Annotated in this window: 17 protein-coding genes; 5 read left to right on the forward strand and 12 right to left on the reverse strand. The window is 67.1% G+C overall.

From position 1 onward, the window contains the following. Together KDB67_RS08750 and KDB67_RS08755 are read right to left on the reverse strand one after the other, a co-directional pair. A partial coding sequence (locus KDB67_RS08750) for a biotin carboxylase N-terminal domain-containing protein (protein WP_291014889.1) occupies positions 1-1,675 on the reverse strand: 1,675 nt, incomplete at its 3' end. 8 nt (positions 1,676-1,683) lie between these two features. Next, positions 1,684-3,258: a carboxyl transferase domain-containing protein gene (locus KDB67_RS08755; protein WP_291014892.1), complete on the reverse strand. Its 1,575-nt coding sequence runs from the start codon at positions 3,256-3,258 to the stop codon at positions 1,684-1,686. 201 nt (positions 3,259-3,459) lie between these two features. On the opposite strand from KDB67_RS08755, the gene KDB67_RS08760 reads away from it, so the two are divergent. Next, entirely contained in the window at positions 3,460-5,502 is a 2,043-nt protein-coding gene (locus KDB67_RS08760) for an MDR family MFS transporter (RefSeq protein ID WP_291014895.1), read from the forward strand. Positions 5,503-5,607: 105 nt separating this feature from the next. On the opposite strand, the gene KDB67_RS08765 is transcribed toward KDB67_RS08760, so the two are convergent. Further along, a complete protein-coding gene (locus KDB67_RS08765) occupies positions 5,608-7,248 on the reverse strand; it encodes an AMP-binding protein (RefSeq protein ID WP_291014897.1) in 1,641 nt (546 codons plus the stop codon). A 201-nt stretch (positions 7,249-7,449) separates the two neighbouring features. Between KDB67_RS08765 and KDB67_RS08770 the strand changes: the two genes are divergently transcribed. Next, positions 7,450-11,013 carry an indolepyruvate ferredoxin oxidoreductase family protein gene (locus KDB67_RS08770; RefSeq protein WP_291014899.1) on the forward strand — a complete coding sequence of 1,188 codons (3,564 nt, stop codon included), beginning with the start codon at positions 7,450-7,452 and terminating at the stop codon, positions 11,011-11,013. Here KDB67_RS08770 and atzF read toward each other — a convergent pair. From atzF to KDB67_RS08795, 5 genes are read right to left on the reverse strand one after another with little or no spacing between them, the layout of a single operon-like run. Next, positions 11,002-12,702 carry an allophanate hydrolase gene (gene atzF / locus KDB67_RS08775; RefSeq protein ID WP_291014901.1) on the reverse strand — a complete coding sequence of 567 codons (1,701 nt, stop codon included), beginning with the start codon at positions 12,700-12,702 and terminating at the stop codon, positions 11,002-11,004. The genes KDB67_RS08770 and atzF overlap by 12 nt on opposite strands. Further along, a complete protein-coding gene (locus tag KDB67_RS08780; protein ID WP_291014903.1) occupies positions 12,699-14,744 on the reverse strand; it encodes a 5-oxoprolinase/urea amidolyase family protein in 2,046 nt (681 codons plus the stop codon). Before KDB67_RS08780 ends, atzF begins: the two co-directional genes overlap by 4 nt. A 2-nt stretch (positions 14,745-14,746) precedes the next feature. Then, on the reverse strand, positions 14,747-15,427 hold the full coding sequence (locus tag KDB67_RS08785) for an urea amidolyase associated protein UAAP2 (RefSeq protein ID WP_291014905.1): 681 nt from the start codon (positions 15,425-15,427) through the stop codon (positions 14,747-14,749). A 32-nt stretch (positions 15,428-15,459) separates the two neighbouring features. Continuing rightward, entirely contained in the window at positions 15,460-16,308 is an 849-nt protein-coding gene (locus tag KDB67_RS08790) for an urea amidolyase associated protein UAAP1 (protein ID WP_291014907.1), read from the reverse strand. A 36-nt stretch (positions 16,309-16,344) separates the two neighbouring features. Continuing rightward, entirely contained in the window at positions 16,345-17,928 is a 1,584-nt protein-coding gene (locus tag KDB67_RS08795) for an amino acid permease (RefSeq protein WP_291014908.1), read from the reverse strand. Positions 17,929-18,107: 179 nt separating this feature from the next. Here KDB67_RS08795 and KDB67_RS08800 point away from each other — a divergent pair, with 179 nt between their 5' ends. Next, positions 18,108-18,746, forward strand: a complete 639-nt coding sequence (locus tag KDB67_RS08800; protein ID WP_291014910.1) for a TetR/AcrR family transcriptional regulator — start codon at positions 18,108-18,110, stop codon at positions 18,744-18,746. Positions 18,747-18,750: 4 nt separating this feature from the next. On the opposite strand, the gene KDB67_RS08805 is transcribed toward KDB67_RS08800, so the two are convergent. Further along, positions 18,751-19,650: a DUF5336 domain-containing protein gene (locus KDB67_RS08805; RefSeq protein WP_291014912.1), complete on the reverse strand. Its 900-nt coding sequence runs from the start codon at positions 19,648-19,650 to the stop codon at positions 18,751-18,753. Positions 19,651-20,052: 402 nt separating this feature from the next. Here KDB67_RS08805 and KDB67_RS08810 point away from each other — a divergent pair, with 402 nt between their 5' ends. Continuing rightward, positions 20,053-20,556 (forward strand): MarR family transcriptional regulator, encoded by a 504-nt coding sequence (locus KDB67_RS08810; protein ID WP_291014914.1) that lies wholly within the window; start codon positions 20,053-20,055, stop codon positions 20,554-20,556. A 31-nt stretch (positions 20,557-20,587) separates the two neighbouring features. On the opposite strand, the gene mmsB is transcribed toward KDB67_RS08810, so the two are convergent. The 3 genes from mmsB to KDB67_RS08825 all read right to left on the reverse strand — a co-directional run bounded on the left by mmsB (position 20,588) and on the right by KDB67_RS08825 (position 24,259). Beyond that, entirely contained in the window at positions 20,588-21,457 is an 870-nt protein-coding gene (gene mmsB, locus KDB67_RS08815) for a 3-hydroxyisobutyrate dehydrogenase (RefSeq protein WP_291014917.1), read from the reverse strand. Between the two features lie 76 nt (positions 21,458-21,533). Further along, complete coding sequence (locus KDB67_RS08820) at positions 21,534-22,700, reverse strand: acyl-CoA dehydrogenase family protein (protein ID WP_291014919.1); 1,167 nt, start codon at positions 22,698-22,700, stop codon at positions 21,534-21,536. A 23-nt stretch (positions 22,701-22,723) separates the two neighbouring features. Then, entirely contained in the window at positions 22,724-24,259 is a 1,536-nt protein-coding gene (locus KDB67_RS08825; RefSeq protein WP_291014921.1) for a CoA-acylating methylmalonate-semialdehyde dehydrogenase, read from the reverse strand. 241 nt (positions 24,260-24,500) lie between these two features. Here KDB67_RS08825 and KDB67_RS08830 point away from each other — a divergent pair, with 241 nt between their 5' ends. Continuing rightward, positions 24,501-24,956 (forward strand): flavodoxin domain-containing protein, encoded by a 456-nt coding sequence (locus KDB67_RS08830; protein ID WP_291014923.1) that lies wholly within the window; start codon positions 24,501-24,503, stop codon positions 24,954-24,956. The last annotated feature ends 68 nt before the right edge of the window (positions 24,957-25,024 follow it).

A 25,024-nucleotide genomic window follows, 5' to 3' on the forward strand; every position in this document is an offset into this window, starting at 1 on the left:
ACGACTGACTCACACCGTCGACAATCAGGCGCGAAACCCCCTGCGCGAATTCGTGATACACCACGTTTGCCGTCCACGGGTCGCGTCCGTCGTCGTGGGTGACGGTCGCGGTGCCGCACAGCGACGATGCCGTCGCCTCGTCGATGACGATCGACACCGCGTAAGCATCGGCACCGTCTGCGATACGGGTGATCACGGACGCGGGGCCGCCGATCCGCCAGCCGACCGCGTTGCGCCACGGATCCGGTTCGCGGGTTCCGGTGCGGCACAGTCCGACCAGCGCCAATGCTTCCGGAACAGGTTGTGGCTGTGCGTAATCCACCACCAGGCGGTCGAGGAGTCCGGTGTCGAGGCGGGCCTCGATGACCTCGGACCGGTTCAGGACGTACCGGCAGAAGTCGATGTTGGTGACCACCCCCAGCACCCGGGTGTGCGCAAGTGCGGCGTCGAGCCGCTCAAGCGCCTGCGCCCGGTCGGCGCCGTGCGCGATGACCTTGGCCAGCATCGGATCGTAGTCACTGCCGACGACCAGCCCGGACAGCATCGCCGAATCGACCCGTACCCCCACCCCGCGCGGTTCTTCGAGGTGGACGATGGTGCCGCCGGTGGGCAGGAATCCGGCGGCCGGGTCCTCGGCGTAGACGCGGGCCTCCACCGCGTGGCCGGTGAGCACGATGTCGTCCTGCGTCAGCGACAACACCTCGCCGCGGGCCACCCGGATCTGCTGTTCCACCAGGTCGACGCCGGTGACCAATTCGGTGACCGGATGTTCGACCTGCAGGCGGGTGTTCATCTCCATGAAGAAGAAGTCGCCGGGCCGCTTGCTCGACACGATAAACTCGACCGTCCCGGCGCCGGAGTAGCCGACGCTGCGGGCGGCATCGCAGGCAGCCTGCCCGATGCGGGCGCGGGTGGCCTCGTCGAGCAGTACCGACGGCGCCTCCTCGATCACCTTCTGATGCCGTCGCTGCAGCGAGCACTCGCGTTCGCCGAGGTGGATCACGTTGCCGTGGTTGTCGGCGAGAACCTGCACCTCGATGTGGCGGGGGGTGTCGACAAAATGTTCCAGGAACAGCGAGTCGTCACCGAACGCCGACGCCGCCTCCCGCCGCGCGCGCTGCACAGCCGCGGGAAGCTCGGCGGGGTCCGAGACGCGGTGCATTCCCTTACCCCCGCCACCCGCGCTCGGTTTGATGAGGACGGGGAATCCGATACCGGGGGCGGCCCCGATGAGGTCGTCGTCGGTCAGTCCGGGCCGCGAGATGCCGGGCACCACCGGAACGTCGCGTTCGACGACGGCGGCGCGGGCGGTGATCTTGTCGCCCATGGTGGCGATGGCCCCGGCGGGAGGGCCGATGAAGATGATGCCCTCGGCTTCGAGCGCGGCGGCAAATCGCTGGTTCTCCGAAAGGAATCCGTAGCCGGGGTGCACCGCGTCGGCGCCGGTGGCGCGGGCGGCTCCGACGATCTTGTCGATGTCGAGGTAACTATGGGCGGCTGACGCGGGCCCGATCCGCACCGCGACGTCGGCCTCGGCGACATGCCGGGCACCGGTGTCGGCATCGGAATACACTGCGACGCTTCGTATTCCCATACGACGCAGGGTGGCGATCACACGGCAGGCGATCTCACCGCGATTGGCGATGAGCACGGTGTGGACATCTCGATCGGTCACGCTGTGGCTCACATTCGGAAGACGCCGTAGGAGACGTCGGAAAGGGGTGCGTAGCGGCAGGTTTCCAGGGCCAGCCCCAGAACGGTGCGGGTGTCGGCGGGATCGATGACCCCGTCGTCCCACAGCCGCGCGCTGGAATAGTAGGCGTCGGACTGCCGCTCGAACTGCTCGCGGATCGGCTCCTTGAACTGTTCCTCGGCATCGGCGCCCCAGGAATCGCCGCGGCGCTCGATCTGGTTGCGGCGCACCGTCGCCAGGGTGTCGGCGGCCTGCGGACCGCCCATCACCGAGATGCGGGCGTTGGGCCAGCTCCACAGGAATCGGGGGCTGTAGGCGCGACCGCACATCGAATAGTTGCCCGCGCCGAACGATCCGCCGATCATCACGGTGAACTTCGGAACCCGTGCACAGGCAACGGCATTGACCATCTTGGCGCCGTTCTTGGCGATGCCGCCCTCCTCGTAGGCACGCCCGACCATGAACCCGGTGATGTTCTGCAAGAACACCAGCGGAATGCTGCGCTTGTCGCACAATTCGATGAAATGTGCTCCTTTGAGCGCGGATTCGCTGAACAGCACCCCGTTATTGGCGATGATGCCCACCGGGTGGCCGTGGATATGGGCGAACGCGGTGACCAGGGTGGTGCCGTAGAGCGCCTTGAATTCGGTGTAGTCGCCGCCGTCGACGACGATCTCGATCACTTCGCGTACATCATACGGAGTTCGGGAGTCCGTCGGCACGACGTCGTAGATGTCGGTCTGGGCACGGCGCGGCTCACGAGGCGGCTCGGTCTGCCACTGTGCCGCCGGACGAGGCCCGAGGGTCGCGACGATCTCGCGCACCTTGGCCAGGGCCTGTTCGTCGTTGTCGACGAGGTGATCGGTCACCCCGGACACCGACGAGTGCATCAGCCCTCCGCCGAGGTCCTCGGCCGAGACATCTTCTCCGGTGGCCGCTTTCACCAGCGGTGGGCCCGCCAGGAAGATGGTGCCCTGACCTCGCACGATCACGGTCTCGTCGCTCATCGCCGGGACGTAGGCACCACCCGCGGTCGATGATCCGAGTACGGCCGAGATCTGCGGGATGCCGGCGGCGCTCATGGTGGCCTGGTTGAAGAAGATGCGGCCGAAGTGGTCCCGGTCGGGAAAGACCTCGTCCTGTTGCAGGAGCATCGCACCGCCCGAGTCGACCAGGTAGATGCACGGCAGCCGGTTGGCGGCGGCGATCTCCTGCGCGCGCAGGTGCTTCTTGACGGTGATCGGGTAGTAGGTGCCGCCCGAGACGGTGGCGTCATTGGCGACGATCATGCACTCACGGCCGTGAATACGCCCGACCCCCGCGATGACACCGGCCGCGGGCGCCTTGTCGTCGTACATGCCGCCGGCGGCAAGCGATGCCACCTCCAGAAACGGCGAACCGACGTCGAGCACACCGTCGACGCGGTCACGGGGCAGGAGTTTGCCGCGGGACAGGTGCCGCTCCCGGGCGACCGGGCCGCCGCCCTCGGCAACCTTGCGCAGGCGTTGGCGCAGGCCGGCGACGTTCGCCTCGTGCGTGGCGCGGTAGCTGAGCGTACTGGTCACCGTCCACCTCTCAGTTAGCAATGATTAACTGAAATGGAACCTACCATGTGTCGGCCGTCACCGAAAGGTGCACCTGCGGATGACCAAAGGTGTCCGGGTACGCGGGATGCCGGAAATGCCCGGACACGCGCCGGGCGCGCGTCAACCAGCGCCGGAGCCCGGATCGCGTTGTTAGGATGTCGCCAACTTCGAGGAGGGCCTGTGACATCCACCACAACCGAATCGCCCGGGGGCCAGGCCGTATCGCCGGCCCAGCGAAACTGGATCTTCGGCACGATCGTCGTCGGCATGCTGCTGGCGGCACTCGACTCGACCATCGTGTCGACAGCGCTGCCCACCATCGTCGGTGACCTCGGCGGCGGCGGGCACATGAGCTGGGTGGTCACTTCGTATCTCCTCGCCCAAACCGTGTCGACGGTCCTCGCGGGCAAGTTCGGCGACCTGTACGGGCGCAAGTCGATCTTCATCGGCGCGGTCGTCGTGTTCATCGTCGGCTCGTTCTTCTGCGGCCTGGCGAACAACATGGCCTGGCTGATCATCGCCCGTGCCGTGCAGGGCATCGGCGGTGGCGCGATCACCGTCACCGCGACAGCGCTGATCGCCGACGTGATCCCGTTGCGCGACCGCGGAAAATACCAGGGCGCACTCGGCGCGGTGTTCGGCGTCACCACCGTGATCGGCCCGCTGCTCGGCGGATTGTTCACCGATCACCTGTCGTGGCGCTGGGCGTTCTACATCAACGTGCCGATCGCGCTGATCGTCATTCCGTTGGCGCTCAAGACCATTCCGGGTATCAACGAGCGCGTCCAGTCCAAGATCGATTACCTGGGTATCGTTTTCGTGTCCCTCGGCGCGGTCGCGGTCACCCTCGGTCTGTCGTGGGGCGGTTCGGAATACGACTGGGGTTCGGTCCAGATCATCGGATTGTTCGTCGGCTCGGTCATCAGCTTCGTGATCTTCGTACTCGTCGAACGCCGTGCGGCAGAACCGATCCTGCCGATGCACCTGTTCTCCCAGCGCGTGTTCACAATCTGTTCGATCCTGTCGTTCATCGTCGGCTTCGCGATGATGGGTGCGATGACCTTCCTGCCGACATTCCTGCAATACGTGCAGGGCACTTCGGCCACCGATTCAGGAATCCGGATGCTGCCGATGGTGATCGGCCTGCTGATCACCTCGATCGTGGCCGGCGGTTACGTCGGAAAGACCGGGCAGTACAAGATGTTCCCGATCGCCGGTTCCGCGGTGATCGCGCTCGGGCTGTATCTGCTCTCACTCATGGACGAGAACACCTCGATCCTGGTGACCTCGATCTATATCTTCGTCATCGGACTGGGCATCGGTCTGACGATGCAGGTGCTCACGCTTGTCGTCCAGAACACCGCGAGCTATTCGGATCTGGGTACCTCGACGTCGGCGGTCACGTTCTTCCGCACCCTCGGCATGTCGTTCGGTGCCTCGGTGATGGGCACGCTGTACGCCAACAAGCTGGGATCGGAACTGCCGCAGGCGATCATGGCCGCGAAGCTGACCGATCCGGCGGCGGCGACCACACCGACCGGCCTCCACGCGCTGCCCGAGGCACAGAGAGCGCCGATCATCCACGCCTACGCCGACGCCCTGCACGGCGTGTTCCTGTGGGTCGTTCCTGTCGCGATACTGGCGCTCGTCCTGGCCGTCTTCCTGCCGCAGGTGCCCATGCGCGAGGCCGCCAAGGAGAGCGCATCGGGCCCGTCCGAAGGCTTCGGAATGCCCGAACAGGGCAGCAGCCGTGTGCAATTGGAGACCATCGTCGGCCGGATCCTAAGGCGTAACGGGCGCGAGGGGATCCTGCGCAACGTCCTGGCGCATACCGGCCGCGAGATCGATGTCGCGACCGCATGGGGCCTGCTGACCGTCGGCATCCGATCACAATTCCTCGGCGTCACCGCCACCCAGTCGTCACTCGAGCAGCGCATCGGGCTTCCGGAGGGCGTCCTGACCTCGTTCTACGACGGTATCGCCGACGCCGGCTACCTGACCCGCGACGGCGATGTCCTGACCCTGACCGATACCGGCAGCGCCGAGGTGGAGATACTGGCCCGCGCCTGGCGCGACTGGCTGGTGGAGCAGGTCCGCGACTGGCTGCCCGAGGGCTCCGACGACGACAACCTCACCGCCGACGTCACGGCCACCCTCGACCGTATCGGCCGGCGCGCGCTCGAAGAGAGCAACAACCCCGCGGGCAAGCACGCACTCGCCTGAGGCCGGATGTCGTTCGGTTGCGGTGGTTGTGCGGTGGTCGGTTCATGCCGTCGTCTCACCGGACCCAACGCGTCCCTCGCTCGTTCCTCGCTTCGGCCTCAGGGATCAAGAAGGTTGGTGGCGGAGCAGGCCGATCGATTCCTCTCGCATCGCGACTTTGCGGATCTTGCCGGTGACGGTCATCGGGAAAGCCTCGACGATGTGTACGTACCGGGGGATCTTGTGCCGGGCGATCTTGCCCGCCGCGAACTCGCGCACCTGCTCGGCGGTCAGCCCGGCGGCGCCCTCGCGCAAGCGGATCCAGGCCATCAGTTCCTCGCCGTAGGTGTCGTCGGGAACGCCGATGACCTGGGCGTCGAGGATGTCGGGGTGGGTGTACAGGAACTCCTCGACCTCCCGCGGGAAGATGTTCTCGCCGCCGCGGATCACCATGTCCTTGATGCGGCCGGTGATCTCCACGTAACCGTTCTCGCGCATCACCCCCAGGTCTCCGGTGCGCATCCAGCCGTCGGAGTCGATCGCCTCGGCGGTCTTGTCGGGCTGTTCCCAGTAGCCGATCATCACCGAGTAGCCGCGGGTGCAGAACTCGCCGACCTCCCCGCGCGGCACCGTCTCGCCGGTCACCGGGTCCATGATCTTGATCTCCAGATGCGGACCCACCCGCCCGACCGTGCCCACCCGCAGCGACAGTTCGTCGTCGACGCGGGTTTGCGTCGACACCGGTGACGTCTCGGTCATGCCGTAGCAGATCGACACCTGCGACATGTGCATCTCGTCGATGACGCGGCGCATCACGTGCTCCGGGCACGGCGATCCGGCCATGATCCCGGTGCGCAGCGACGACAGATCGTAGGAGCCATCTCCCGCCCGGTCGAGCAGGTCGAGTTCGGCGATGAACATCGTCGGCACGCCGTACAGGCTGGTGCAGCGGTAGGTTTCGACGGCCCGCAGCGTGGCCTCGGGGTCGAAGGCCGGTGCCGGGATCACCATCGCCGCACCATGACTGGTGGCCGCGAGATTTCCCATCACCATGCCGAAGCAGTGATAGAACGGCACCGGCAGGCAGATGCGGTCGGCGTCGGTGTAGTCGAGCAACCGTCCGACCAGATAGCCGTTGTTGCCGATATTGCGGTGACTGAGTGTCGCCCCTTTGGGAAAACCCGTTGTGCCCGAGGTGTATTGGATATTGATCGGATCGTCGGGCGACAACGAGCCCGCGACCTGATCGACCTCGGCCAGTTCGACGGCGGTCGGCTCGGTGAGCATGGCCTGCCATCCCGGCGAGTCGAACAGCAGTACCTCACGCAGAGCCGGACAGCCCGGGCGCGCCTGCGCGAGCATCGCCGCGTACTCCGAATCCTTGAAATGGTCGGTGGCCAGCACGACGCCCACCCCCGACTGGTTCAGCGCGTACTCGAGTTCGGTCTGCCGGTAGGCGGGGTTGATGTTGACCAGGATCGCGCCGATCTCCGCTGTGGCGTACTGCACGATCGGCCATTCGGCTCTGTTCGGCGACCACAGCCCGACGCGGTCGCCCACCCGCACGCCGATCCGCAACAGACCGGCCGCCGCCGCGCGCACATCGCGGCGGAACTCGGTGTAGGTCCACTGCCTGCCGTCGGCGGCATCGATGAGCGCGAGGTTGGCGCCGAAAGTCTCGGTGGTTCGCGCGAGGGTGACCCCGATCGTCTCCGTGAGCAGTTCGGGGACGTCCTCACCCTTGGCATACGACAGCACAGCAGACATGGCACCCCTATGGTTGCGTCGGCTTCAACTCCACGAACACGCTGCCTCTCACGGTACCCGTCGCCCCAACGGATGGTGTGGCAGATCACAGTTGCGGTTTACGATGGCGGTGAACCCACCACCCCGCGGTTCACCCCGAAATAGTCGCACCTGACCGCCGAACAGGCATCGGGACGACGTCAGAGAAGGCTTGGTGATCCCATGACCCTCACACCGCACCGGCCCCCGGCCGCGACCGCGCCCGATCAGAAAGGGCAAGACCAGACCGCCTCCCGCCCGCGTGCACCCGGCTCTCCGCCGCGGCTCGATGACCGGTACACCTGCGAAGACGGCACCGTCTACCTTCCCGGCATCGCCGCGCTCGTCCGGATGATCGCCGACCGGACCCGCCTCGACCGGCGCAGCGGACTGCGTGCCGCCTCGTTCATCTCCGGGTACGAAGGCTCGCCGCTGGCCGGTTTCGACCTCGAACTCGGACGCCGACGCGCACTCCTCGAACCGCTGAACGTCGTGCACCGCCCCGGGCTCAACGAGGAACTGGCCGCCACCTCGGTCATGGGATCGCAGCTCGCGGCCGGCATCGGGCTGAGTTCGGACTCAGGCGTCCAGGGAGTCGTGGGCTACTGGTACGGCAAGGCACCCGGCCTCGACCGGGCGACCGACGCGATCCGGCACGCCAACCTGGTGGGCACCCACCCCGACGGCGGTGCGGTCGCGATCGTCGGCGACGACCCGGGTGCCAAGAGTTCCACCGTGCCGTCGGCGTCGGAGATGGCGCTGGCCGACCTGTACATCCCCACCCTGTATCCGGCCGATTCGCAGGACATCCTCGACTTCGGCATGCACGCGGCGCTGATGAGCCGGGCCGGCGGGCTCTGGACGGCCCTCAAGATCTCCGCGCAGGTCGCCGACGGCGCGTCGACGGCCCGAGTACATCCCGACCGGCTCGTTCCCGAACTCATCGGCCGCAGCCCGCATGTGCCCAGCGGCAGACTGCTCGGGGCATCGCTCATGGAAATGGAACGCAGCCTGGTTGCCGACCGCGTTCCGCGGGCACTCGAATACGCCCGGCGCAATCGGATCAACCGGATCGTGGTCAGCTCCCCCGACGACCGGATCGGCATCGTCGCCGCCGGAAAAACCTACCTCGATGTCCGTAATGCGTTGCGGTTGTTCGGGATCGGCGACGATGACCTGCGCCGGCTCGGAATCCGGATCCTCAAGCTGGGCATGGTGTATCCACTCGACCCGGTCATCGTGCACGAGTTCATCGGCGCCACCGCCGCCGGGCGCGGGCTCGACGAGATCATCGTCGTCGAGGAGAAGCGGGATTTCGTCGAAACCATGTTGCGCGACATCCTGTTCCGGCACCCGGGTGCGCCTGCGATCGTCGGCAAGACCAACGAGGATGCCTCCACCCTGTTCTCCCGTTTCGGTGAACTCGACGTCGACGCGGTCTCCCGTGGCCTGGCAGGCAGACTCGCCGAGCATCACGATGTTCCGGCGGCGCGGGCGTGGCTGGACACCGAGGGACGCCGGCGCACCCGGATCGAGCTGCCGTTGGCGGTACGCACCCCGTACTTCTGTTCGGGATGTCCGCACAACAGTTCCACCAAGGTCGCCGACGGCACCCTCGTGGGAGCCGGGATCGGTTGTCACGCCATGGTTCTGATCATGGACCCGCGGCAGGTCGGGGATGTCGTCGGCACCACCCAGATGGGCGGTGAGGGCGCCCAGTGGATCGGGATGGCGCCGTTCGTGTCTCAGGACCATTTCGTGCAGAACATCGGCGACGGGACGTTCGCGCACTCGGGATCGCTCGCAATGCGGGCCGCCATCGCGTCGGGTGCGAACATCACCTACAAACTCCTCTACAACGGCACCGTCGCGATGACCGGCGGACAGGAGGCGATCGGTGGCCCCGGGCTCGCCGACCTCGTGTCACTGCTTGTATCCGAAGGGGTTTCGCGTGTGGTGGTGACCTCCGACGATCCGGGACGCACCCGGCGGATGTTGCGCGGCGGGTCCACGAAGGTGCGGGTACGCCCGCGCGAGGAGATGCTCGACGCCCAGGGCGAACTGGCCGGGGTTCCCGGTGTGACGGTGCTGATCCACGATCAGCAGTGCGCGGCCGACAAACGCCGCAAACGCAAGCGCGGACAACAGGATACGCCGACGACCCGGGTGATGATCAACGAACGCATCTGCGAGGGCTGCGGCGACTGCGGCCGTAAATCGAACTGTCTGTCGGTGCAACCGGTGCAGACCGAATTCGGCCGCAAGACCCGCATCGACGAAAGTTCCTGCAATCTCGACTATTCGTGCCTCGACGGGGACTGTCCGGCATTCGTGACGGTCACGCCGGGCACGGGTCGGGAGCGCAAGCCCCTCGGGGATCTCCCTCCGATGGATGAGGCGCCCGCATCACGAACGACCGGGACGTTCTCGATGCGGATCACCGGGATCGGGGGGACCGGGGTGGTGACCGTGTCGCAGATCGTGGCGATGGCGGCGACGCTCGACGGGCGTTCGGCGCGCACCGTCGATATGACGGGGCTGGCGCAGAAGGGCGGCGCCGTGGTCAGCGATGTGAAGATCAGCGCCGAGCCGGTGGAGGAGGCCGCGAAGGTGGCCGCCCGGACCTGTGACCTGTATCTGGTGTGCGATGCGCTGGTGGGCACCGATCCTGCCAATCTGAAAGTGACGGAAGCACATCGGACGACAGCGGTGGTGTCGACGACCAGGATGCCCACCGGCGCGATGGTCATCGACACGACGGTCGGGTTTCCGGCGGACACGGCCGTGCATTCGGCGATCGACGAGCATGTGGCCCGGGCGGTGTACCTCGATGCGGTGGCGACCAGCGAGGCGCTGTTCGGCGACGAACAGTTCGCCAATATGCTGCTCGTCGGGGCCGCCTGTCAGGCCGGCGCGCTGCCGGTGAGTGCGGCGTCGATCGAGCGGGCGATCGAGCTGAACGGTGTCGCCGTGAACACCAACGTGCAGGCGTTCCGCCGGGGCAGGCAGTCGGTGGCCGACCAGGATACGCTTGCGGCCGTGCTCGATTCGCGCAATCTGCACGCCGAGATCGAGGCATCCTCCGATGCGGTGCGGGCGGTACTCGCGGCCGGTATCACCGATCCGGCGGTAACCGCGGTGACTGTCCGTCGCTACGACGAACTGGTGGCCTACGCCGACCGCGCCTACGCCCGCGAGTATCTGGATCTGGTTGCCCGCGTGGATGACTCCGGAATGGGATCGGAGGTCACCGACGCGGTGGCCCGCTATCTGTACAAGCTGATGGCCTACAAGGACGAGTACGAGGTGGCCCGGCTGACCGCCGACCCGGTGTTCGCCGAGACCGTCGCCCGCACCTACGGCCACGACGCATCGACGGCGGTGCGGCTGCATCCACCGACCCTTCGGGCCGTCGGCGTCGACCACAAAGTCGGCTTCGGGCGCTGGGCGCGTCCGGCGCTGTCCGGACTGGCCCGGATGAAGCGGCTGCGCGGCACCGCACTGGATCCGTTCGGCCACACCGACGTACGGCGCACCGAACGGGAACTGATCGGCGAGTACCGCGAAGTGATCGAGCAGGTGCTTAACGCATGGCGGTCAGGTCGGATAGGTGCGGGCGACAAGGCGGCGGTCACCGAGTTGCTGTCGCTGCCCGACATGGTGCGCGGCTACGAGCACATCAAACTCGACAACGTGGCCCGCTACCGGGACACGCTGCGCCGCAACCTGACCGCCCTACTCAGCTGAGACCGGGCCCGGCAGTGGCCAGCGATCGGTGTCCAGCGGGGTGGCGGCGGTCCCTGCGTCTGCGGAGCAGCCGAAACCGACCACCCAGCGGCCCATTCGTGACCCGGTGTCTGCGGCTAGTTCCACCTGGCCCAGGGACATCGGGTAGGGCAGCGCGGCCAGGAAGTCGCCGAGCGATTGCGATGGTAGGAGCCATGTTTCGCCTCGGATCGTCCGACCGTTGCCGGGGTCGCGGATCAGGCCGGGCTTGGGCGGCACGGTGTCGAGGGCGACGAGACGGTACGACGGTGCGGTGCTGACCTCTCCTGCCCACCGCGCACCCCGCGAGGACAGTTCGTGGGTGAGCGGTCCGGTCCGCATATGCGCTCCGAACACCGCCAGTTCGACGGCGGGCGCACCCGCGCATTCGGGCCACGACACCGATTCCGGGGCGCCGGTGAAGCGCCGCGCGAGGTCGGCGACCGCCGCATCGTGGTGTGCCCAGCCGAGGAAGGTGACCCCGAACTGTGCTCCGTCACCAGCGGTTCCGGCGGGAACCGCCACGGCGCACAGGTCCAGAAGGTTGCAGAAGTTGGTGTAGGTGCCCATGCGTGAGTTCACGCCCACCGGGTCGGCGGACACCTGCTCGATCGTCGGATGGTATGGGGCGGTAGGCACCAGCAGCGCGTCGACGCCGTCGAGTTGCGCCATCGCCTCGACTTTCAGCGCGTCGAGTCTGCGGCGACCGCGCAACAGGTCGACGGCGGAGAATCGGGTTGCGGCGGTGATGATTCCGGCCACCGTGGCATCGATTCCAGCCCGGTCCGGGTCCGCGGCGGCGAGGAAATCCCCCACCGCGTCGGCGCGTTCGGCCACGAGCGCGTCGTCGTACAGGAGTTTCGCCGCGGACAGAAATGACGACAGGTCGATCGCCTTGACGCGCATCCCGCATTCCTGTGCCCGGACCACCGCGTCGGAAAATGCTGCGCGCCAGTCATCGTCGAGTTCGGGAAGCTCAGCCGGGATCGCCACCACCGGCTGTTCGGGTGCGGCAAGTGGTATCCGCCCGCCCGCGTCGGCGAAGGTGCGTGGGCCGCGGGCCCCGGCCATCACTGCCATGGCCCGGTCCGCCAGGTCGATGTCGGCGGCGAAGACGGTCACCGCGTCGTAGCTCGCGCAGGCCGGCACCACGCCCTGCGTGGAGATCACCCCCAGCGTGGGTTTGATACCGACGATCCCCTGCAACGCGGCCGGTACGCGGCCCGATCCGGCGGTGTCGGTGCCGATGGCGATGTCGGCGAAGCCAAGCGCCACCGCGACCGCCGAACCCGAACTCGAACCACCGGAGATGTGATCGGGCCGTCGCGAATCCCGTACCACCCCATAGGGGCTGCGGGTGCCGACGAGTCCGGTGGCGAACTGGTCGAGGTTGGTCTTGCCGATGACCACCGCACCCGCCGCACGCAGCGCCGCGACCACGGGGGCATCGTCGGGCGGATCGTAGGCGAATCCGGGACAGGCCGCGGTGGTGGGCAGACCGGCGACGTCCACATTGTCCTTGACCGCCAGAATTGTTCCGGCCAGTGGTCCGCCCGCCGCCACTGATACCCGGTAGTCGCGTTCGACGTCGGCGAACGCGCGCAGCGTGATGAACACCTCCGGACGGTCGGCGGCGTCTATCCGCTCGTAGATCTCTGTGAGCCTGCTCATGCGACCTTCTCCTCGCGCGGTTCCACGGTAGCTGACTCGGTAGTCGTTCCACCGGAAGCGAATTCGCCCTGCAGTGACCAGCGTCGGCGTTCCTCGGCGCGGGCCTGCTCCATCAGGGTGCGTTTGTCGGCAATGTCCCCGGCATTGCTGTCGAGGAATCGCTGGTGTTCGGCGAGGGAGAACGTGGTGTCGGTGAACCGCATGGCATTTCCGCGTCCCGCCGCGACGTCGGCACGCATATCCAGCAGTTCGTCGGCACCGACCGGATACCACCGAATCTGGTCGAAAAAGCGTAGTAACCAAGGGTTTTCGGGGTCGAACCCTGGTGTCGGCAACGGATGCCGATGGTTCCATACCTGGGTGGTGCGGCCGACGAACTGATATCCGCCCGGGCCTTCCATCCCGTACACGCACAGATATGCCCCGCCGATTCCGACGGCATTCTCCGGCGTCCAGGTGCGGGCCGGGTTGTACTTGGTGGTGACCAGCCGGTGCCGGGGATCGAGCGGAACTGCCACCGGCGCACCGAGATACACATCTCCCAGGCCGAGCACCAGATAGCTCGCGTCGAATACGGTGCGGTACACGTCGTCCACCGAGTTCAGCCCGTTCATGCGGCGGATGAACTCGATGTTCCACGGACACCACGGCGCATCCGAACGCACACCCAGCATGTACCGTTCGATCGCTTCCCGCGTCGCCGGATCGTCCCACGACAACGGCAGTTCGACGATGCGGCTGGGCACGACCAGATCGTCGGCGGCGGGCAACTGGCTCTCGCATTCGGTGAGCCAGTCCAGCAGCTTGTGCTGCGGCAGCACATCGGGATTCACCTTCACCTGCAACGACCGGATGCCGGGCGTGAGATCGATGAGACCGGACGGCTTTTCGGCGTCGATCCGTTCGGCCAGCGCGTGCACGCGGGCCCGTAACGCCAGATCGAGTGCCATGTCGCCGTATTCGACGAGAACGTTGTCGTCACCGGAGCGCCGGTACGTGACAGTCGTGGCGCCGTCGCGGGTGTACCCGGTGGCCAGCACGCCCGCGTCCTCGTCACCGCCCGGCGACAGTACTTCGACGATGTGCGCGCGCCGTGCCGCACCGGTGACCGCGGGCGAGGCGGTCTGCTCCGAGCGCACCGGCACGAACCGGACTGTGTCGCCGGGTTTGAGCTGTCCCAGCTTCCAGCGTTGCGCGCTCACCACCGTCACCGGGCACACGAATCCACCGAGGCTCGGACCGTCGGGGCCGAGCAGAATCGGTGTGTCGCCGGTAAAGTCGAGCGCCCCCACCGAGTAGGCGGTGTCGTGGATGTTGGACGGGTGCAGGCCGGCCTCGCCGCCGTCGGTACGGGCCCAGCGCGGCTGCGGACCGGTCAACCGGATCCCGGTGCGGTCGGAATTGAAGTGCACCTCGTACGCGGTGCCCAGCAGATCATCGATGTCGGTGTCGGTGAAGAACTCCGGCGCACCATGCGGACCCATCGTCACCGCGAGCTGCCAGTCGTTGGTGAGGGCCGGTTGCTCATCGCTGAGGATTCGGCGCGGCGTGCGGGCCGATACCGCGGGTCCGGGGCAGGTCAGGAGATCGCCGTCGGCCAGCGGTCTGCCGTGCTGTCCGCCGAAACGCCCCAGGGTGAAGGTGGACCGGCTCCCCAGGTAGGCGTCGGCGTCGATGCCACCGGCGACGGCGATGTAGACGCGCATGCCCACCTCACCGACAGCGCCGACACCGAGCACTTCGCCCGCAGCCAGCTTAATCGGAACCCATTGCGGCACTGAATTTTCCCCAACCGAGACACGAACCGGCGCGCCGGTCACCGCCACCACCACCGGCTCGTCGAATCGCAGTGACGGACCCATGAGTGTCGCCTCGAGTCCGGCCGCGTCGGCGGAGTTGCCGACGGCCATATTGGCCAGCCGGAACGACAGGTCGTCCATCGGACCCGACGGCGGCACGCCGACCTTCCAATAACCCAGGCGCCCGGGCCAGTCCTGGATCGTCGTCATCGGCCCGGCGCGCAGGACCTCACAGATCGCCACGGCTACACCTGTCCGTCTACGCCGGGCGTGGTGATGATCAGCCGGATCGCGGTCGGATCGAAACCGTTGCACGGGTTGTTGATCTGGGGACAGTTGGAGATCAGCACCAGAGTGTCGGTGTCGGCGCGCAACGCCAGCCGCTTACCGGGCGCCGACAGTCCGTCGACGATGCCGAGCGATCCGTCGGGATCGACGGGCACATTCATGAAGAAGTTGATATTGCCCACCAGGTCGGCCTTGCCGAGCCCGTGACGGCTGCCCTCGATCAGGAAGTTCTCCACGCACGCGTGCTGATGTTTGGTGTGGTGGCCATAGCGCAGGGTGTTCGATTCCTGCGAGCAGGCGCCGCCGATGGTGTCGTGATTGCCCACCTCGTCGGCGACGATCGTCATCATCGGCTGCGATTCCTGGTCGCGGATAACCGATCCCGTTGTCAGGAAGATGTTGCCCTGCGCGGCGATCGTCGTCTGCGCCGAGTATCGCAGCGAATGATCGGCGGCACCGTAGAAGAGCGTATCGACGGCCTGATTTCCGTACAGGTCGACGATGGTCAGGGTGTCGCCGGCCGCGACGACCCCGGACCACGGGGCACGGTCGGTGACGATGACATCGGCGACGACGATACCGGGTACGAGGGCTGCTGCGGTGGCCGACAGCTGCGTGAAATCTGTTGCGGTGGTCATATTTTGCTCGCTTCTTCGCAGTGGCACGGTGGTTACGACGGGAGGTGCGCGGCGGCCCAGGCGTCCTCGGTGTTGTCGGCGGCCCGCCGGTATTCGGGGTCGTGGTCGCCGGCGAGCACGTCGTTGAGGTCGGCCGCCGCCCGCCAGGCCAGCACCTGGAGCGGTCCGGTGGCGAACCGGGGCGCCGGATCGAGGGGGTGGGCGGTGTTGGCGATGGCCACGATGCACGGCAGGTGCAGGATCAGCTCCACCGACTTGTTCAGTCCGGCAGAACCTTTCGATGTCAGCGAACCGTCGGGCTCGACGACGACACCGTGGAAGAACGACACCGAGGGCGGGATGTCCGTGGGCGTCAGACCGTTCTTGGCCGCCGCGAGGGTGAACAGTTCCCGACCGGCAGGGCTGGCCGAATACACCTCCCCCGCACCGTACTTCGCACCATTGCCGGCGAGTGTGGAAGTACCGCAGAGGGCGTCGTGATGACCCGAATCGTCGGTGACGATCGTAGCCAGCAACCGGCCCTGATCGCTGAGCAGCGGATGTCCGGCACCAAGGTAGGCCTGCCACGGCACCTTGACGGTGTCAGCCACGTTCAGCCGCTCCCACGGTGCGTCGGCGCGCCACAGCAGCAGGTGCGCGCAAGCAGCGCCGTCGATGTCGCGCAATCGGATTCGGGTTCCCCGGGCCAAGATCTTGCTGGTGTAGCGCCCACCCGGGACGGTCTCGGCCCAGGTGAGCCGCTCGGCGTCGACACCGACGGGCGGCGTGGGCCAGTCGCGGGCCGGGACGACCGGCATCGAGTCGGTGTGCGCCGACGCTTGTGCCCGGGCATGGTCACGGGCGCCGGTGGTGGTGGCGGTAGTGATGGTGGCGGTGATCATGATGAACACTCCTGGAGTGAGTATCGAAAAATATTGCTAGAAACCGACTTTGACCGGCTTCGGATGCTCCTTGCCGCGCGGGTAGCAGGCGATGCCTACGATCACGGTTGCGGCGATGCAGATCGGGCCGGCCCAGCGCAGGACGGGCATCTCACCGGCCGGGTCGAAGACCTCGGCACGAGGCCAAGACAGGTTCACCACCATCAGCGCCCCGTAGATCACCGCGAGCAGGTTGACGACGATCCCGAACGGGCCGAGGCTGAACAGCTTCTTACCGTCCGCATCGACTGCGGGAGCATCGGATTCGCTGCGGCGGGGCCAGCCCTGGAAGCGCCGGTAGAGCATCGGTCCGGTGACTGCCAGATAGGCAAGGTAGATCAGGATGATGCACACGCTGGCCAGGGTGGTGAAGATGGCCGCGTTGCCGACGTTGACCAGCAGCACCGCGATGCACAGCACTCCGATGAGGATCGACGGGGCGATGGGGGTTCCGGTGCGCTCGTTGATGTGGGCGAGCTGCTTGGAGAACGGGAGCCGGCCGTCACGGGCCATCGAGAACATCAGCCGCGAGCACGCCGTCTGGATGGCGAGGGTGCAGATGAGGATGGCCACGGCGACGTCGCACAGCAGTACCTTGCCCCAGAAGCTGCCGAGCACCGAGTCGAGCACGTAGGGCAGACCGCCGATCGCGAGTTCGTCGTCGAGCGTGGGGGCGGCCATCAGCGCGCCGAGCAGCATCAGGCCACCGCCGACCGCCGACACCGTCAGCGCCAGCCGGATGGTGCGCGGCGCCACCCGGCGCGGATTGTGCGTTTCCTCGGCGAGCTCACCGGCCGAGCCGAAACCGACCATCACGTAGGCGGCCATCAGCCCGGAGACGATGAACGCCCAGATGTAGCCGGGCTGCTGACCGGGCGCACCGGTGTCGAAGACGACGTCGGGGCCACGCTGGGCGTGGGTGAACAGGGCAAGGATCACCGCGGTGACACCGATGAGTTCGCAGGTGACACCGATGCTGTTGACCCGGCTCATCCAGCGCACGCCCACGCAGTTGATGGTCGTCACGATCACCAGCAGGACCGAACCCAGCAGCACGGCGTTGGCGGCACCGCTGGTGCTGGTCAGCGCGGTGTCGTCGCCGATGATCTGGAAACCGGACCAGATGGTCGGCAGCACCACCTGTAGCGCGATGGCCGCCGCCGACGCGGTGACGATCTGCGCGATGATCATGAACCAGCCGCCGAACCAGCCGATCACCTCACCGCCCATCCGCCGCGACCACTGGTAGATTGCGCCCGAGATCGGGTAGCGTGCCGCGATTTCCGCGAAACACAGGGCCACGAGGAACTGGCCGGCGTAGACGATCGGCCAGGTCCAGAAGAAGGCGGGACCGCCGAAACCGAAGCCCAGGCCGAACAGCTGGAAGATCGTCGTCAGGATCGACACGAAGGAGAACCCGGCGGCGAACGAGGCGAACTTGCCGAGTGATCGATGGAGTTGCTGGTGGTATCCGAGCTCGGACAGGTCGTCGGCGTCGTTCCCCGCCGGGACCCCGCCCGAGCCCGCCTTGTCCGAGCTCGCGTAGGAAGGCGCCGATTCGGGTGTCGCTGTGGTTGTCATGGGCATCCTCACTGGTGGTGAGGCTCGTCGTCGAGCCGAGTATCTGTCGAGTGATAGATAACTCCCGCACCTTTTCTGTCGAATGACAGAAATGTTGCGGGCGCGCTACCGAACACTACGGTTGTGTTACGCGGCTCACCGGCGATCGCCGGCGCCGGCGGTGTCCTACGCTGGGTGCCATGCCACGGCCATCGACGACCGCCCCCACCGAACGTGCCCAACCGGGCCCGGGACGGCCGCGACTCGTCCAGCCCAGGCGCTCCGGACCCACCGCACGCGACGAGATCCTCGACGCCGCCGCCGAACTGTTCACCACCCATGGCTACACCGGCACATCGACCCGCAAGATCGCCGAAGCCGTCGGAATCCGGCAGGCATCGATGTACCACTACTTCGCCACCAAGGACGACATCCTCGCCGCGCTGCTCGACACGACCGTCACAGGCTCCCTCGACCATGCCCGGCGGTTGCTCGACGGCGACGGGCCCGCACTGGACCGGCTGCTCGACCTCGCCCGCTTCGACGTCCGGCAACTGGCCGACAGCCGGTGGAACCTCGGCGCGCTCTATCTACTGCCCGAGATCTCCGCCGAACGGTTCGGCGACTTCCGCCGATCCCGGACCGAACTCGCCGCCGTGTACGCAACGCTCGCCGGCGAGGCGATCGGTGACCCGGACGACCCGCGCTCGGCCATCCCGTTCCGGCTCGTCGAATCGGTGATCATGGTGCGAGCCGACGAGGCCCGCGGCGAGGCCGGCGCCCACACCGCGACGGCCCTGGTCGACACGATCGTCGACGCCATCGCCCGCGTGCTGTAGCGGTTCAGGAACGCTGCTCCAAACCCTGTATGAACGCCGCTGCCACCAGTGCCGCCGCCTGCAGGAAGCCGGTGACCAGGGCGATGATCGCACCGGCGCCGACATCGACGACGACCGGCAGAGTGAGCACCGCCGACAGCAACGCCAGCCACCCACCGGAGGCGAGCACGGCCAGCACCGGCAACGCCCGCCGATAGGCCGGCACCACCAGCAGTGCCGCGGCCACCGCCAGCGCACCCATCAAAATCAGGAACTTGCCCGGATTGAGCAGGACCTCGTAGGAGAAGAAGCCGGGCAGCGCCGTCAGGCCCTCACCCCACCGGCTCAGGTCGTCCCCGGCGGTGGAGCCGTCGAACGACACCCAGTCGACAAAACCCATCGTGTAGGTGACCAGGCCGGCGAGCGCCGAGATCAGCACCAGGATCGTCGACCGACCCGGCAGCCGGGGCCTGCGCCGCACCCGCTGTCGGGGCCTGCGCCGCAGCCTGCCGATGGGCAACCATCCGAGGTCCGGCCGACCGGCACCGTCGGGGGCATCGAACTGCGATCCGTCGGAAACCGGGTAGCCGCCCTGACCGAAACCCGGCCCCGCAGGTCCGAACTCACCGGGAAACGGCTGGCCGGGAGGCCTGCCGGGACGCGGCGGACCGGGCGGCTGAGCCGCGAACGGCCGACTGGGTGGCTGCGCCGCAAAGGGCTGGCTCGGCAGCTGCGCGGCGAACGGCTGACTCGGCGGCTGCGCCGCAAAGGGCTGGCTCGGCGGCTGCGCGGCGAACGGCTGACTCGGCGGCTGCGCCGCAAAGGGCTGACTCGGCGGCTGCGCCGCAAAGGGCTGACTCGGCGGCTGAGCCGCAAAGGGACGGCTGGGCGGCCGATCGCCGGCACCGGTCGGGCGCGGAGGCATCGGGCCGCGTGGGGACGGTCCCGATCGTGGACGATGGCGTTCGGGATTGGGGCGTTCGGGATTGGGGTGTTCGGGATTGGGGCGCTCGGGATTGAGGCGCTCAGGATTGAGGCGCTGAGAGTCGGGGCGCTGAGGGTCGGGACGTATGGGATCGCGACGCTGAGGGTCGGGGCCCGGACGATCCAATCTCTGGACGGCGGCCCTCGGGGAAACCGGCCTCGTGGGATCAGGCCGGGCAGTCTCTCCGTTCACGCGTCCATCGTAGATCCGCAACCGACGACCGTGAACTTGTTCGGCTCGTGCGCCTGATCCGCTGCACCGGAGTGTCCTCGGATGTCTAGGGCGTGTCTCCCATATCCCTTTGCACGGTGGATATGGGAGACACGCTCTAGTCTGAATCCCATGGCCGGGCGCAGCATGAGATTCGATCCCATCGAGCAGGCCCGGGTGAATTGGACCGAAGCGGGGTGGGGTGACGTCGCCGACGGAATGGTGGCGGTCACCTCGGTGATGCGCGCGCACCAGATCCTGCTGGCCCGGGTCGAGTCGGTGCTGCGGCCCTACGACCTCACCTTCGCCCGATTCGAACTGCTTCGCCTGCTTGCCTTTTCACGTAGCGGCTCGTTGCCGATCACCAAGGCGTCGGACCGTTTGCAAGTACACGTCACCAGCGTCACCCATGCCATCCGCAGGCTCGAGGAGACGAGTCTGGTGCGGCGGCAACCGCATCCCACCGACGGGCGCACCACTTTGGTGGAGATCACCGACGTGGGCCGGTCCACCGCCGAGGAGGCCACCACGGCCCTCAACCGCGAAGTGTTCGGCAGCGTGGGCATCCCGCCGGAACAGATCACCGGCCTCGTGGCCGCGATCAACTCGCTGCGCCACGACGCCGGTGATTTCTGAAGATCGGTTCAGCGAAGCGTCTTGGTGATCCCTAGCGAAGCGTCTTGATGATTGCCGAGAAATCCAGATCCGAATGCTGTTCGGCGAACGCCCGGTACAACTGCGCGGCATGCGTACCGAGCGGGGCCCGGGCGCCGGTGCTGGTCACCGCGTCCATCGCCAGGCCGAGGTCCTTGTTCATCAGAGCGGTGGCGAAGCCGGGTTTGTAGTCGTTGTTGGCCGGCGAGGTGGGCACCGGTCCGGGCACCGGGCAGTTGGTCTGCACGGCCCAGCAGTTGCCGGTGGCACCGGTGATCACATCGTACAGCGCCTGATCGGACAAGCCGAGTTTCTCAGCCAGCTTGAACGCCTCGCCGACGGCGATCTGCTGCACGGCCAGCACCATGTTGTTGCACACTTTGGCCGCCTGCCCCGCACCGGCGCTACCGCAGTGAATGATCTTGCCCGCCATCGGATCCAGCGTCGAGCGGGCCGCCGCGAACGCCGATTCGGTGCCGCCGACCATGAAAGCCAGGGTGCCCGCCACCGCACCTTTGACACCACCGGACACCGGCGCGTCGACCTGCGCGAAGCCGCGGTCGTTCGCCTGGGCGTTGATGCGGCGGGCATCGTCGACGGAGATGGTCGACGAGTCGATGAACAGGGCACCGGAAGTGGCGGCCGGCAGGATTTCGGCGTACAGGGTCTTCACAATCGATCCGCTCGGGAGCATTGTGATCACCACCTCGGCACCCACCACGGACTCGACGGCGGTCGGAAACACCTTGATGCCGTTGGCTTCCGCGGCCTCGACCGCGGCGGGTACCGGATCGAATCCGTGCACCGTGTGCCCGGCTTTCACCAGATTGGCGGCCATCGGTCCGCCCATGTTACCCAGTCCCAGAAAAGCTATCGTCGTCATTGGTTCATCGCTTTCGCATCGGGTTGTCGATAAATATTGTCACGCAATGCGCACGTTCGGTGTCAGGTTTGGCCGGTCAGGATTCGGCGAATCGTGCGGCGATCGAACGACCGACGACGACGCGCATGATCTCGTTGGTGCCCTCCAGGATCCGGTGCACCCGCAGGTCGCGCACGATCTTCTCCAGTCCGTATTCGGCGAGGTAGCCATAGCCGCCGTGCAGTTGCAGCGCCTGGTCGGCCACCGTGAAGCAGGCGTCGGTCACGTAACGTTTGGCCATCGCACAGCGCTCGACCTTGTCGGGTGCCTCGTTGTCGAGGGCCCGCGCGGCGTCGTGCAGCATCAGCCGCGATGCGCGTAGCGCGGTGGCCATGTCGGCGAGGGTGAAGCGGATCGTCGGCTCGTCGATCAGCTTGCCACCGAACGCTTCTCGCGATGCGACGTACGCCGCGGCGCGATCGAACGCCGACTGCGCCCCGCCGAGCGAGGAGGCCGCGATATTGAGCCGGCCGCCGTTGAGCCCGTTCATCGCGATTCCGAAACCGATACCCTCCTCGTTGCCGAGCAGCCGGGACGACGGAATCCGCACCCCGTCGAGGATGACCTGCGCGGTGGGCTGGGCATGCCAGCCCATCTTGCGCTCCTGCGCACCGAAACTCAGCCCGGGCGTGTCCCGGTCGACGATGAACGTGGAGATGCCGCGGGGACCGCCACCGCCGGTGCGCGCCATGACGACGTATACGTCGGAGACTCCGGCTCCGGAGATGAACTGTTTGACCCCGGTCAGCACGTAGTCGTCGCCCTCGCGTACGGCGCGGGTGGCCAGCGCCGCCGCATCCGAACCTGCGCCCGGCTCGGTGAGGCAGTAGCTGGCGACGGCCTGCATCGACGCCAGCCGCGGCACCCAGGCGCGACGCTGATCGTCGGTGCCGTACCGGTCGATCATCCACGTGCACATGTTGTGGATCGACAGGAACGCGCCGACGGCCGGGTCGGCGTGTGCGAGTTGCTCGAAGATCCGAACGCCGTCGAGCCGGGACAGTCCACTTCCGCCGACGTCCTCGGCACAGTAGATGGCCGCCATGCCCAGTTCGGCGGCCTCCCGCAGGACATCGACCGGAAAGTGGTGCGTCTGGTCCCATTCGAGCGCGAACGGCGCGATCTTCTTGGCGGCGAAGGCCGCCGCGGTCTCGGCGATGACGCGGGCGTCTTCATCGAGATCGGCATCGAAAGTTGCTGTCACCGTTGTCCTTCCGTACGCCCGGGTCAGTCCATCGTCGGGATGACGAACTCGGCACCGTCCTTGATGCCCGAGGGCCAGCGGGTGGTGACGGTCTTGGTCTTGGTGTAGAACTCGATCGACGCCGGGCCGTGCTGGTTGAGATCACCGAAGCCCGAGCGCTTCCAGCCGCCGAAGGTGTAGTACGCCACGGGAACCGGGATGGGCACGTTGACACCCACCATGCCCACCTCAACACGGGCGGTGAAGTCGCGGGCCGCGTCGCCGTCCTGGGTGAAGATCGCGACACCGTTGCCGTACTGGTGATCCGATGCCAGAGCGAGGGCTTCCTCGTAGTCGGCGGCCCGGACGATCGAGAGCACCGGGCCGAAGATCTCGTCGGTGTAGATGACCATGTCCTTGGTGACGTGATCGAACAGGGTGGGGCCGATGAAGTAGCCGCCGGACAGGTCGTGGTCGCCGAATTGCTGTTCGTCACTGCCACGTTCGCGGCCGTCGACCACCAGATCGGCGCCTTCTTCGACGCCCTTGTCGATGTAGGAACGTACACGTGCCAGGGCCGCGCCGGTGACGAGCGGTCCGTAGTCGGCCTTCGGGTCGAGGCTGTGGCCCACCCGCAGCGCGGTGACGCGGTCGATGAGCTTGGCGCGCAGCCGCTCGGCGGTCTGCTCCCCCACCGGGACTGCGACGGAGATGGCCATGCAGCGCTCGCCCGCGCTGCCGTAGCCGGCACCGATCAACGCGTCGACCACCTGGTCGAGGTTGGCGTCGGGCATGATGATCATGTGGTTCTTGGCGCCGCCGAAACACTGTGAGCGCTTGCCGTTGGCGGCGGCCGTCGAGTAGATGTACTGGGCGATATCGGAGCTGCCGACGAAGCCGAGCGCCTTCACGTCGGGATGCGTCAGAAGTGCGTCGACGGCCACCTTGTCGCCGTTGATCACCTGGAACACGCCGTCGGGCAGCCCCGCCTGGGTGAACAGTTCGGCCAGGCGCACCGGAACGGACGGATCGCGTTCGCTGGGCTTGAGGATGAAGGCGTTACCGCAGGCCAGCGCGGGCCCGGCCTTCCACAGCGGGATCATCGCCGGGAAGTTGAACGGGGTGATGCCGGCGACCACACCGAGCGGCTGGCGGATCGAGTGGATGTCGATGCCGGGGCCCGCGCCCTCGGTGAAACCGCCCTTGAGCAGGTGCGGGATGCCGACGGAGAACTCAATGACCTCGATGCCGCGCTGGATGTCACCGAGGGCGTCGGCGTGGGTCTTGCCGTGTTCGGAGCTGAGCAGGGTGGCCAGTTCGTCGGCGTTCTGGTTGACCAGGTCGATGAACTTCATCATGACGCGGGCCCGGCGCTGCGGGTTCCAGGCCGCCCAGCCGCGTTGCGCCTGCACCGCGGTGGCGACCGCGGCCGACACCTCGTCGGCCGACGCCAGCGGCACCCGCGCCTGCGTCGTGCCGGTGCTGGGGTCCAGGACGTCGGCCTGGCGGCCCTCGGTGACGGTCACCGCGGCACCGTTCAGGTAGTGCGGAACACTCCGCAGTTCTGTGAGTTGCGTCATAGTCGTTCAGCCTTTCGCGGGGCGCCGCGGGTTCCGTCGAGCGGATTGCGGCGAGTTGGATTGCGCCTGTCAGGGCCGATGATGTGCACATCCGGCCCGGTCCCCCGAAGTCGGGGGCGTGGCCCACGGGATATAATACTAGGACATCCTAGTAAATTTGCCCAGCCCCACCTACCTGCGCATATTCGGCAGAAGAAGCCGATTGGGGTAGCGTGCCTCACAACGAAAGGAGAGCTGCCACATGTCCGTCGTCATCCTTTACGGAACAGAGAGCGGCAACGCGGAGATCGTCGCCGATTCGGTGGCCGACGTGCTCACCGACTACGACCCGTCGATCTACGACATGAGCGACTACGCGGTCGAGGATCTCGACGCCGCCGACTTTTACGTCATCGTCTGCTCCACCTACGGCGACGGCGAACTGCCGACCGGCGCCGAACCGTTCGCCGAAGAACTCGACGAGAAGAAGCCGGACCTGACCGGGCTGAACTTCGCCGTCTTCGGGCTGGGCGACTCGATCTACGACGAGACGTTCAACCACGGTGGCGAGATCATGGCCAAGAAGCTGAGCGACCTCGGCGCCACCCAGGTGGGCGAGCACGGTCGTCACGACGCGGCATCCGCCGTCAAGCCGACCACGCAGGCCGAGGAATGGGCCGGCGCACTCACCTCCGTCATCGATTCCGTCACCGCCTGACCAGCGGGGGCGGTCGGCGCCTGAGACCAGCGCATATTTCACCCCCTGTTCGTGAAAATAGAGGCCTG

Origin of the sequence: Gordonia sp. (in: high G+C Gram-positive bacteria), from assembly GCF_020438995.1 — a bacterium.
In the GTDB taxonomy this organism is placed as follows: Bacteria; Actinomycetota; Actinomycetes; order Mycobacteriales; family Mycobacteriaceae; genus Gordonia.